Here is a 10843-nt window from a genome sequence, read left to right as displayed (position 1 = left end):
GTACGAGGTCTGATTTGCGGTCGCCGGTGAGGTCTCCGGTGGAGGTAAGGGAGTTGTAGGTGTTCCAGCCCCCACCGATCTTGACTCGCGCGGTGTAGGGGGCGGAGGTACGGCCGGTTCCCTTGTAGAGCCAGAGGACGCCTGAACCGTCCCGGGCCACCAGGTCGGCTTTGCCGTCGCCGGTGAGGTCTCCGGTGGAGGTAAGGGAGTTGTAGGTGTTCCAGCCCCCACCGATCTTGACTCGCGCGGTGTAGGGGGCGGAGGTACGGCCGGTTCCCTTGTAGAGCCAGAGGACGCCCGAGCCGTCCCGGGCCACCAGGTCGGCTTTGCCGTCGCCGGTGAGGTCTCCGGTGGAGGTAAGGGAGTTGTAGGTGTTCCAGCCCCCACCGATCTTGACTCGGGTGGCGTAGGGAGCGGAGATACGACCGGTCCCCGTGTACAGCCAGAGCACGCCCGAAGCGTCCCGGGCCACCAGGTCAGGCCTGCCGTCGCCGGTCAGGTCCGTGCCGGGGCTGGAAGTGCGGGCGGGAATGACCCAGGCGGGACGTCCGTGGCCCTCGGCGCCGGCATTGGTGATCGCTGTGCCAGGGCCTCCGGCAGCAGTTGCGGAATGGACCGTCAGCCGCATCTCCGTGCCGCCGGCGAGGTAGGCCAGCTTGTTGCCGTCGGGCGACCACGACGGGTACATCACGCCACCGGGGTCGTCCGTGATCTCCGTCTCCTTGCCACTGGCCAGGTCGCGCACGAACACCTGGAATCCGTGCGATCCCGCCATCCAGGTGAAGGCCAGTTTGGTGCCGTCCGGCGAATACGCGGGCTGGAGGCCGGAAGTCAGCCGGGTGGGCGTCCCGCCCTGGCGCGGATCGTAGACCTCGATGGTGCTGCCGTGAAGGAAGGCCAGCGTGCCGTCCGGGGCGACCGACGGCTGGCTGTCGTACACGTTCGGCTGGTCGGGCAGCACGTAGCCGAGTCCGCTGCCGTCGAGGTTGACCTTCATCAGCCGGAGGCGGTCGTGGGCGGGCATGGACTGGAAGCCCAGGTAGAGCATGTCACTGTTCGGGCCCCAGGCGAGCTGGGCCAGCCATCCGTCGGGATCCTGGACGTCCATGGCGACAGGCCGCGCTTCGCTGCCGTCGGGGTTGGCCACCCAGATGTCCCCGTACCCGTCCTGGCTGATGAACGCCAGGTGCCGCCCGTCGGGCGAGAAGACCGGGCTGTCGTACTTGGCCTGCGGCAGCCCCTTACCCGTGGGAACCAGGGTCCGGCGGTCGGTTCCGTCGGCGTTCATGGACACCAGCGAAGACGTCCACACGCCATCGACCGTCGCCGATTCCGCATACACGATGCGCTGCTGCGTCTCAGCCGCCCGTGCCTCGGTCGCGGATCCGGCGACCGCTGCTCCCCCCAGTGCCAGCACGGCCGCGGCGGTGCCCACGCTCACGTACCGGCGGAGAACGATTCTTGTCCGCATGATCCCCCCAGGATCGCCATGACGGCTGGGCCGCTGCACTCTGCGGGGCTTCCGGCCGTCGGGAGATTGCACCTTATCCGAGAGGTCAGACAGCGCTTTCGCCAGTTGCGACGAGAGTGCGAACACGGGCATGCCCGGACCGCGCAACTCCTACCACCTGTTCGGCCACGGGGTGAGCCCCGCTCCCGACGCCACCCTCCAGTTCGACTGGCACCACTCCGACAGCAACACACCGATCAACCCCAACCAGTAGGGTCGCGATTGAAGTAGTGGCCCCGGCCCGCCGACCGGCGGCCGGGGCCTCGGCAATTGGGGAGAAGGGTATGGAGCCATCAGAACTCCACCGCGCGGTCGAGGCAGGGCAGGCGACCGCTTCGGAGCTGGGCCTTCAGGCCGGCGATGTGATGGTCGTCCACGACTCTGACCGCGTCGCGCTGCGTCTGGCCCCCTGCGGTGTTCTGGCTCGGGTCGCACCTCTGGGGCACCTGGCTGATTCCGAGTTCGAGGTGGAGGTCGCCCGCCGTCTCGCCGAGGTCGACGCTCCCGTGGCCGAGCTCGAGCCTCGGGTCGAGCCCCGGGTCTTCTCGCGGGATGGCTTCGCCATCTCGTTCTGGACCTACTACGAGCCGGTGGGATCAGAGATCGCACCGGCCGTCTACGCAGACGTGTTCCTGCGCCACCATGCTGCCCTGCGCCGGATCGATCTGGACGCACCGCATTTCACCGATCGAGTCGCCGCGGCACTGCGAGAGGTGAACGACCGGGAGCGGTCCCCCGAACTGCCCGGTCCTGACCGGGAACTCCTCAGCGACACCCTCAGTGGGCTGAGCGCCGCGACCAGCATCGAGAAAGCCCGCGACCAGTTGTTGCACGGCGAACCACACCCGGGGAATCTCCTCAACACCAGGAGAGGGCCGCTTTTCGTGGACCTCGCCACCTGCTGCCGCGGGCCGGTCGAGTTCGACCTCGCCCACGCGCCCGAAGAAGTGGGAACGCACTACGCGGGAGCCGATCACGGCCTGATCCGCCGGTGCCGCGCCCTGAACTGGGCGATGTTCTCCGCCTGGCGCTGGCGCCGAGACGACCAGATGCCCGACCGGGACCACTGGAGAGTGGAGGGGCTCAGCCAGGTCCGTGTAGCACTCGATCGCTGCCGACTGGACTGAGCCGGGGACAGAAGGGCTGCTGGGCCCCGGCCCACTGCGCAGAGAGCCGGCATCTTCACGGCGTCTGGACGCGGGTCTCCTGCCGCAGTGGAGAGCACGGCCGGAGCCGTCCCGCCGCGTGGCCCGGGCGCTCGGCTTCCACGAACCGGGAGCCCAGTTGAGCCTCCGGTTCGACCGCTCCGTCAGTCCTGGCCCGTGAAGGACACGAACCCGGCCCACGCCTCCGGGGTGACGGCCAGGCACGGGCCGTGGGTGTTCTTGGAGTCGCGGATGTGGATGGTGGCGGGTGATATGGCCACCTCCACGCAGGAGTTCCCGTCGGGGCCGTCGCTGTAGCTGCTCTTGAACCACTTCGGCTCGGAGCCGGCGTCTGTGGAGGCCTTGCGGATCATGATTCTCCCAGCAGTTTCTCGATGAAGGCCAGCGACTCCCGGGGCGTGAGAGCCTGCGCCCGGATCGTGCCATAGCGCAGCTCAAGGATGCGCAGTTGCCTCGGATCCGTCGTGGGGCGGCCGTGATACGCGCCGTCGGAGCGGCCCACTGCCGTGCCGTCGGTGAACTTGAGTACTTCGATCTTTCCGTCGAGCCCAGGATGGGCCTCGGTGTCCGTGGGCATCACCTGGAGCGTGACATTGCGCAACTGGCCCACCTCCAAGAGGTGTTCGAGTTGGCGGCGCCACACCATTGTGCCGCCGACGGGCCGTCGAAGCGTGGCCTCCTCCTGGACGAAGCTGAGGGACGGAGCGGGCATGCGCTCGAAAATGGCCTTCCGTGCCATGCGGGCGGCGACCATGCGCTCCACCTCGTCGGGCGAGTAAGCGGGCTGCCAGGCCTCGAAGAGCGCCCGGGCGTGCCCCGGGGTCTGCAACAAGCCGTGGATGCTGAGCCCCACGTAGACGCCGATCTCCACCGCCCGCGCCTCCATCTGAGCAAGATCCCGCACCCTCTTCGGGTACCGGACCTTGCGCACGTCCTCCTTCATCGCGGCGATGAGGCCGCCCGCGTCCAGCAGTTCGTCCGCCGTGTCCAGGTACTCCGGGCGGGGGATCCGCTTGCCGGACTCGACCTTGTAGACCAGGTCCTCGCCGTACCCGGTGGCCACCGCGAACTCACCGGCCCGCAGCCCGGCCGCCTCCCGCCGCAGCCTCAGCTGCCGTCCCACCGTCGCCACGACCGCCAGCGCCCAGTCGTCGTCCGGGTCCACCTCCCAGCCCGGCTCGTCCGTCTCCTCCACCGCACCGTCCACCGGCATCCGCCGCACCCCTCCTCGTACGCGCCGTACGCGCCCTGTCGCGATGTGGCTCACCGTAGAGAAGCAGGCAACCATCAGTGACGGAAACCGGGAAGTTCCACCCGCGAACGCGGAGACGCCCCGCAGCCGACCCCTCCCGCTCCCGCTAGGCTCTGGCCAGGGCAGGCGGGATTCGACGGGAGGCCGGGATGACGGCGCCGGGGCGTAGGAGCAGTACCTTCACTCGGCTGCTGCGGCACGGCTTCACCGATGCCTCCGCCGCCGAGCGGCTGCTGGACAGCCCGGAGCTGGCGCCGGTGCGCAACGACCCGGTGCTGCTGGAGGCGCTGGGCGCCACCGCCGACCCCGACCTCGCCCTGGACGGGCTGGTGCGGCTGCTGGAGGCGCAGCCCTCGCCCACCGCCCGGCGGGAACTGCTCGACACGGTGATAGCGGCCAAACCGCTGCGCGACCGGCTGCTCGGCGTGCTCGGCGCGTCCGTCGCGCTCGGCGAGCACCTGGCCCGGCACGCCGGGGACTGGCACGCCCTCGTCACCTACGAGCCGCACGACCTGCACCCGGGGGTCGCGGAGTTCGAACGCGGGCTCGCCGAGGCCGGCGACCCCGTCGCCCTGCGTGTCGCCTACCGCCGCTGCCTGCTGTCGATCGCCGCGCGCGACGTGTGCGGTACCACCGGCGTCGCCGAGACCGCGGCCGAACTGGCCGACCTCGCCACCGCCACGCTGCGCGCCGCGCTGCGCATCGCCGCCGCCGAGGCTCCAGAGGACGCCGCCCGGTGCCGGCTCGCCGTGATCGCCATGGGCAAGTGCGGCGGCCACGAGCTGAACTACGTCTCCGACGTCGACGTCATCTTCGTGGGGGAGAGCCCGGAGGAGGGCGGCGCGGACGAGACCGGGGCGCTGCGCGCCGCCACCCGGCTGGCCTCGCGCATGATGCGCGTCTGCTCCGAGACGACCGTCGAGGGCAGCATCTGGCCCGTCGACGCCAACCTGCGGCCCGAAGGGCGCAACGGACCGCTCGTACGGACCCTGAGCAGCCACGTCGCCTACTATCAGCGGTGGGCCAAGACATGGGAGTTCCAGGCGCTGCTGAAGGCCCGCCCGGTCGCCGGGGACGAGCGGCTGGGCGCCGAGTACGCCGCCGCCCTCTCCCCGCTGGTCTGGCAGGCCGCCGAGCGGGAGAACTTCGTCGCCGACGTGCAGAAGATGCGCCGCCGGGTCATCGAGAACATCCCCGTCGGCGAGGTCGAGCGCGAGCTGAAACTCGGGCCCGGCGGACTGCGGGACGTCGAGTTCGCCGTGCAGCTGCTCCAGCTCGTGCACGGCCGCGCCGACGCCTCCCTGCGCAGCGGCACCACCCTGGACGCCCTCCAGGCCCTCGCCGCGGGCGGCTACGTCGGCCGCGCCGACGCCGGCCGGCTCGACGAGGCCTACCGCTTCCTGCGCTTCATGGAACACCGCATCCAGCTGTACCGGCTGCGCCGCACCCACCTGCTGCCCGAGGACGACGCAGGGCTGCGCCGCCTCGGCCGCTCGCTCGGCCTGCGCGCCGACCCGGTGGCCGACCTGACCCGTGAGTGGAAGCGGCACACCGGTGTCGTACGGCGCCTGCACGAGAAGATCTTCTACCGGCCGCTGCTCGACGCGGTCGCCCAGCTCGCCCCCGGCGAGGTCCGGCTGAGCACCGAGGCGGCCCGCGAGCGGCTGGTCGCGCTCGGGTACGCCGACCCGGCCGCCGCCCTGCGCCACCTGGAGGCGCTGGCCTCGGGCGTCACCCGCAAGGCCGCCATCCAGCGCACCCTGCTGCCCGTGCTGCTCGGCTGGTTCGCGGACTCCGCCGATCCGGACGCCGGGCTGCTCAACTTCCGCAAGGTCTCCGACGCGCTCGGCAAGACCCCCTGGTACCTGCGGCTGCTGCGCGACGAGGGCGCCGCCGCCGAGAACCTGGCCCGCGTGCTGTCCGCCGGACGCCTCGCCCCCGACCTGCTGATGCGGGCGCCGGAGGCGGTGGCGCTGCTCGGGGACGGCGGTGGCGACGGCGGCGGCCTAGGACCGCGCGGCCGGGCCCAGCTGGAGCAGGAGATCCTCGCCGCCGTCGGCCGCGCCCAGAGCGCCGAGCAGGGCGTCACGGCGGCGCGCGGGGTGCGCCGGAGGGAACTCTTCCGCACCGCCGCCGCCGACATCGTCGCCTCCTACGGCACCGAGGCCCAGCCCGCCGAGACCGACCCGGGCCCGCTCGTGGACCGGGTGGGCGCCGCAGTCTCCGACCTGACGGCGGCGACGCTCGCGGGCACCCTGAGGGCGGTCGTGCGCGAAGGCTGGGGGGACACGCTGCCGACCCGGTTCGCCGTCATCGGCATGGGCCGCTTCGGCGGTCACGAACTGGGTTACGGCTCCGACGCCGACGTGCTGTTCGTGCACGAACCCCGGGAGGGTGCCGACGAGCGCGAGGCCGCGGACGCCGCCAACCGGGTCGTCGCGGAGATGCGCAGGCTGCTCCAGATCCCGAGCGCGGACCCGCCGCTGCTCATCGACGCCGGCCTGCGCCCCGAGGGCAAGTCCGGGCCGCTGGTGCGCACCCTGAAGGCGTACGAGACCTACTACCGGCGCTGGTCGCTGGTGTGGGAGTCGCAGGCGCTGCTGCGGGCCGAACCGGTGGCCGGGGACGAGGAGCTGGGGCGGCGGTTCACCGAGCTGATCGATCCGCTGCGCCACCCGCGCGGCGGCCTCGGCGAGGACGCGGTGCGCGAGATCCGGCGGCTGAAGGCCAGGATGGAGTCCGAGCGGCTGCCGCGCGGCGCCGACCCGAAGCTGCACACCAAGCTCGGGCCCGGCGGGCTCTCCGACGTCGAGTGGACCGTGCAGCTGCTGCAACTGCGGCACGGTGCCGAACTGGCCGGGCTGCGCACGACACGCACCCGGCAGGCGCTCGCGGCGGCCCGCGCGGCCGATCTGGTCTCCGAGGAGGACGCCGTCGTCCTGGACGAGGCGTGGGTGCTCGCCACCCGCGTGCGCAACGCGGTGATGCTGGTGCGCGGGCGGGCGGGCGACACGTTCCCCACCGAGTCGCGGGAACTGGCCGCCGTGGGCCGCTACCTCGGCTACGGGCCCGGTCACGTCGGCGACATGCTGGACGCCTACCGGCGCACCGCGCGCCGGGCCAGGGGTGTGGTGGAGACGCTGTTCTACGGCACGTGAGCGGCCGGGCAGGGGGCCTACGTCCGTGCCGCCGCCGCCTGCCGGGCCGCCCTCGGCAGGGTGTGCGGCAGGGCGCCGTACCAGGCCCGCGCGACGGTGAAGCCGAAGGCGAGGCAGGCCGCGCCGCCGACGGCGTCCAGCCAGAAGTGGTTGGCGGTCGCGATGATGACGACCAGGGTGGCCGCGGGGTAGAGGGCGGCCAGGACGCGGGCCCAGGGCAGCGCGGTCAGGGCGAAGATCGTCAGGCCGCACCACAGGGACCAGCCGATGTGCATCGACGGCATCGCGGCGTACTGGTTGGACATGTGCTTGAGGTCGCCGGAGGCCATGGAGCCCCAGGTGTGGTGGACCTGGACGGTGTCCACGAAGCGGCCGCCCGTCATCAGGCGCGGCGGCGCCAGCGGATACAGGTAGTAGCCGAGCAGGGCCACGCCCGTGGTCGCGAAGAGGGCGAGGCGGGCCGCCGCGTACCGGCCCGGATGGACGCGGTAGAGCCACACCAGGACGCCCACGGTGATCACGAAGTGCAAGGTGGCGTAGTAGTAGTTCATGCCGACGATCAGCCAAGTCACCGAGTCGGCCGCGTGGTTGACCGCACGCTCGACGGCGATGCCCAGGTGGTGCTCGGTGCGCCAGACCCAGCGGGCGTTGCGCAGGGCCGCCGCCTTCTGCTCCGGGACCGCGTTGCGGATCAGCGAGTACGTCCAGTAACTGACCGCGATCAGCAGGATCTCGAACCAGAGGCGGGGCCGGCGCGGGGCGTGCGGCCGCCGGGCGGACGGGGTGCGTTCGTCGACCGCGACGGGGTACGGAAAGGCCTCTTCGGTACCTTCCGGTCGAGTCACGGCCGTATCACTCATAGCCGCAGAGTCTGCCAGAAAAGCCCTCTCGCGCCGCTCATTCCCCGGCCGGGCCCCGCCCGCATGTTCCCCGCGGGAGCCGCCCCGGGGAGCCGCCCGCGGGGAGCCGCCCCCGGGGAGCCGCCTGCTAGGACCGGGCCCCCGGCGCCGACGCCGTCGAGCCGCGGACCACCAGCTCGGGCATGAACACGAACTCGCTGTGCGGCGCGGGCGTCCCGCCGATCTCCTCCAGCAGTGTGCGCACCGCGGCCTGGCCCATCGCCGGGACCGGCTTGCGGACCGTGGTCAGCGGCGGGTCGGTGAAGGCGATCAGCGGGGAGTCGTCGAAGCCGACGACGGAGAAGTCCCGCGGGACCGCCAGGCCCTGCTGCCGGGCAGCGCGGATGGCGCCGAGCGCCATCATGTCGCTGGCGCACACGATCGCGGTGCAGTCCCGCCCGATGAGCGCCGTCGCGGCGGCCTGACCGCCCTCCAGCGTGTAGAGGGAGTGCTGGACCAGCTCCGTCTCGACGGCGTCGGGGGCCAGCCCGAGCTGGTCCTGCATCGCGCGGACGAAGCCCTCTATCTTGCGCTGCACCGGCACGAACCGCTTCGGCCCGAGGGCCAGACCGATCCGGTTGTGGCCCAGGGAGACGAGGTGGGTGACGGCGAGCGTCATGGCCGCCCGGTCGTCGGGGGAGATGAACGGCGCCTGCACCTTCGGCGAGAAGCCGTCGACCAGGACGAACGGAACGCCCTGGGCGCGCAGCCGCTCGTAGCGCTCCATGTCGGCCGTGGTGTCCGCGTGCAGCCCGGAGACGTAGATGATGCCCGCGACCCCGCGGTCCACCAGCATCTCGGTCAGCTCGTCCTCCGTGGACCCGCCCGGGGTCTGGGTGGCGAGCACCGGGGTGTAGCCCTGCCGCGTCAGCGCCTGCCCGATGACCTGGGCGAGCGCCGGGAAGATGGGGTTCTCCAGCTCCGGGGTGATCAGGCCGACCAGGCCCTCGCTGCGCTGGCGCAGCCGCACCGGACGTTCGTAACCCAGAACGTCGAGTGCGGCGAGCACGGACTGGCGGGTGGTGGCGGCGACGCCCGGCTTCCCGTTCAGGACGCGGCTGACGGTCGCTTCGCTCACCCCCGCCTGCGCAGCGATGTCGGCAAGCCGTGTGGTCACAGGAGTGGACTGTACCGGTTGCATGTCAGACTGCCCACCAGACGGCGCAGTCCCCGGGAAGTTGCGTCAAGTCGGCCCCGGGCTGGACGTCGGAGCTGGCCAGCAGCAGTGTGCCGGGTGTGGCCACGGTGACCGGTGAGGCGGTGAGGTTGACCGTGCAGACGAAGGAGCCCTCGTCGGTGTCGCGGCGGAAGACGAGCACGCCCTCGGGGCTGTCCAGCCAGGTGATCTGGCGGCCGGCGCCCAGCGCCGGGTGTTCGCGGCGGACGGCGAGCGCGCTGCGGTAGAACTCCAGCGTGGAGCCCGGGTCACCCTCCTGCGCCTCGACGGTCAGGGTCCGCCAGCCGGCGGGCTGCGGCAGCCAGCTCGGGCCGCCCTCGACGGGACCGAAACCGAACGGCGGGAGCTGCCCGGACCAGGGCAGCGGCACCCGGCAGCCGTCGCGGGTGCCGTCCTGGCCCGAGCTGCGGAAGAACGCCGGGTCCTGGCGGACCTCGTCGGGCAGGTCGACGACCTCGGGCAGGCCCAGTTCCTCGCCCTGGTAGAGGTACGCCGAGCCGGGCAGCGCCAGCATCAGCAGCGTCGCCGCCCGGGCCCGGCGCAGACCACGCGCCTCGTCCCCTTCCGCGAGGCGCGTGGAGTGCCGTACGACGTCGTGGTTGGAGAGCACCCAGGTGGCGGGCGCGTGCACGGCGTTCATGGCGCGCAGCGAGCGGTCGATGACGTCACGCAGCTCGGCCGCGTCCCAACCGGTGGTCAGGTAGGAGAAGTTGAACGCCTGGTGCAGCTCGTCGGGGCGCAGGTACAGGGCGCTGCGCTCCACGGTCGGCGTCCACGCCTCGGCGACCGCGATCCGGTCCCCGGCGTACTCCTCCAGGATGCGGCGCCAGCTGCGGTAGATCTCGTGCACGCCGTCCTGGTCGAAGTACGGGACGGCCTGCGTGCCGAGCAGCTTGACCTGCTCGTCGTGGCCGATGTCGGGCAGCCCGGCGGCCTTGACCAGGCCGTGTGCCACGTCGATGCGGAAGCCGTCGATGCCCAGGTCCAGCCAGAACCGCAGGATGGAGCGGAACTCGTCGTGCACGGCCGGGTGGTCCCAATTGAAGTCGGGCTGCTCGGGCGCGAACAGGTGCAGGTACCACTGGCCCGGGGTGCCGTCCGGCTCGGTCACCCGGGTCCAGGCGGGGCCGCCGAAGATGGACTCCCAGTCGTTGGGCGGCAGTTCGCCGCCCGCGCCCTTGCCGGCGCGGAAGTGGAAGCGGTCGCGCAGCGGTGAGCCGGGACCCTCGCGCAGCGCCTGCTTGAACCACTCGTGCTGGTCGGAGCAGTGGTTGGGGACGACGTCGACGATGACCCGAAGGTCCAGCGCGTGGGCGTCGCGGACCAGGTCGTCGGCGTCGGTGAGGGTGCCGAACATCGGGTCGATGGCCCGGTAGTCGGCGACGTCGTACCCGGCGTCGGCCTGCGGGGAGGCGTAGAACGGCGAGAGCCAGACGGCGTCGACCCCGAGCTTCTTCAGGTACGGCAGGCGGGCGCGGATGCCGGGCAGGTCGCCCATGCCGTCGCCGTTGCCGTCGGCGAAACTGCGCGGGTAGACCTGGTAGATGACCGCGTCGCGCCACCACTCCCGGCGCCCGGGGGCGGCGGCGGAGGCTTCGGTGGGGACTGTGTCGGTGACGTGCTGGGTCATGGATTCCCTTAGGGGTACGAGGGGAACGACGAAGGCGCTGGTCCGGCGGGC

General features: G+C 71.9%; 9 protein-coding genes. 3 read left to right on the top strand and 6 right to left on the bottom strand.

Annotated elements, in window-relative coordinates; translation table 11 throughout:
* Positions 1–1288: FG-GAP-like repeat-containing protein (locus ACFC02_RS23215; protein WP_376360439.1), on the bottom strand; the 1288-nt coding region annotated here is incomplete at its 3' end.
* A 313-nt stretch (positions 1289–1601) separates the two neighbouring features.
* Here ACFC02_RS23215 and ACFC02_RS23210 point away from each other — a divergent pair.
* Together ACFC02_RS23210 and ACFC02_RS23205 are read left to right on the top strand one after the other, a co-directional pair.
* Positions 1602–1724, top strand: coding sequence for a hypothetical protein (locus tag ACFC02_RS23210; RefSeq protein WP_376360436.1), 123 nt, complete (start codon positions 1602–1604; stop codon positions 1722–1724).
* 70 nt (positions 1725–1794) lie between these two features.
* The gene (locus ACFC02_RS23205) at positions 1795–2637 is read left to right on the top strand and encodes a phosphotransferase (RefSeq protein WP_376360433.1); all 843 of its coding nucleotides are present in this window, start codon (positions 1795–1797) and stop codon (positions 2635–2637) included.
* 182 nt (positions 2638–2819) lie between these two features.
* Here the strand turns inward: ACFC02_RS23205 and ACFC02_RS23200 are convergent, their stop codons facing one another.
* Positions 2820–3029 carry a DUF397 domain-containing protein gene (locus ACFC02_RS23200; RefSeq protein ID WP_376360430.1) on the bottom strand — a complete coding sequence of 70 codons (210 nt, stop codon included), beginning with the start codon at positions 3027–3029 and terminating at the stop codon, positions 2820–2822.
* Positions 3026–3889 carry a helix-turn-helix domain-containing protein gene (locus tag ACFC02_RS23195; RefSeq protein WP_376360427.1) on the bottom strand — a complete coding sequence of 288 codons (864 nt, stop codon included), beginning with the start codon at positions 3887–3889 and terminating at the stop codon, positions 3026–3028. Before ACFC02_RS23195 ends, ACFC02_RS23200 begins: the two co-directional genes overlap by 4 nt.
* A 188-nt stretch (positions 3890–4077) precedes the next feature.
* On the opposite strand from ACFC02_RS23195, the gene ACFC02_RS23190 reads away from it, so the two are divergent.
* Positions 4078–7086 carry a bifunctional [glutamine synthetase] adenylyltransferase/[glutamine synthetase]-adenylyl-L-tyrosine phosphorylase gene (locus ACFC02_RS23190; protein WP_376360424.1) on the top strand — a complete coding sequence of 1003 codons (3009 nt, stop codon included), beginning with the start codon at positions 4078–4080 and terminating at the stop codon, positions 7084–7086.
* Positions 7087–7103: 17 nt separating this feature from the next.
* Here ACFC02_RS23190 and ACFC02_RS23185 read toward each other — a convergent pair whose 3' ends face one another.
* The 3 genes from ACFC02_RS23185 to ACFC02_RS23175 all read right to left on the bottom strand — a co-directional run bounded on the left by ACFC02_RS23185 (position 7104) and on the right by ACFC02_RS23175 (position 10792).
* Entirely contained in the window at positions 7104–7946 is an 843-nt protein-coding gene (locus ACFC02_RS23185) for a phosphatase PAP2 family protein (protein WP_376360422.1), read from the bottom strand.
* A 127-nt stretch (positions 7947–8073) separates the two neighbouring features.
* Positions 8074–9102 (bottom strand): LacI family DNA-binding transcriptional regulator, encoded by a 1029-nt coding sequence (locus tag ACFC02_RS23180; protein WP_360968481.1) that lies wholly within the window; start codon positions 9100–9102, stop codon positions 8074–8076.
* A 25-nt stretch (positions 9103–9127) separates the two neighbouring features.
* Positions 9128–10792, bottom strand: coding sequence for a glycoside hydrolase family 13 protein (locus tag ACFC02_RS23175; RefSeq protein WP_376360418.1), 1665 nt, complete (start codon positions 10790–10792; stop codon positions 9128–9130).
* Positions 10793–10843: the final 51 nt, after the last annotated feature.

Source organism: Streptomyces sp. NPDC056160, from assembly GCF_042268205.1.
In the GTDB taxonomy this organism is placed as follows: domain Bacteria; phylum Actinomycetota; class Actinomycetes; order Streptomycetales; family Streptomycetaceae; genus Streptomyces.
The sequence above is the reverse complement of the archived record's forward strand: the minus strand, read 5'-3'. Positions and strand labels throughout refer to the sequence as shown.

Bases quoted from the DNA above. Each gene is read 5' to 3' on its own strand.
- ACFC02_RS23195 (WP_376360427.1), bottom strand. From the start codon at position 3,889: ATGCCGGTGGACGGTGCGGTGGAGGAGACGGACGAGCCGGGCTGGGAG.
- ACFC02_RS23185 (WP_376360422.1), bottom strand. From the start codon at position 7,946: ATGAGTGATACGGCCGTGACTCGACCGGAAGGTACCGAAGAGGCCTTT.
- ACFC02_RS23210 (WP_376360436.1), top strand. From the start codon at position 1,602: ATGCCCGGACCGCGCAACTCCTACCACCTGTTCGGCCACGGGGTGAGC.
- ACFC02_RS23200 (WP_376360430.1), bottom strand. From the start codon at position 3,029: ATGATCCGCAAGGCCTCCACAGACGCCGGCTCCGAGCCGAAGTGGTTC.
- ACFC02_RS23175 (WP_376360418.1), bottom strand. From the start codon at position 10,792: ATGACCCAGCACGTCACCGACACAGTCCCCACCGAAGCCTCCGCCGCC.
- ACFC02_RS23190 (WP_376360424.1), top strand. From the start codon at position 4,078: ATGACGGCGCCGGGGCGTAGGAGCAGTACCTTCACTCGGCTGCTGCGG.
- ACFC02_RS23205 (WP_376360433.1), top strand. From the start codon at position 1,795: ATGGAGCCATCAGAACTCCACCGCGCGGTCGAGGCAGGGCAGGCGACC.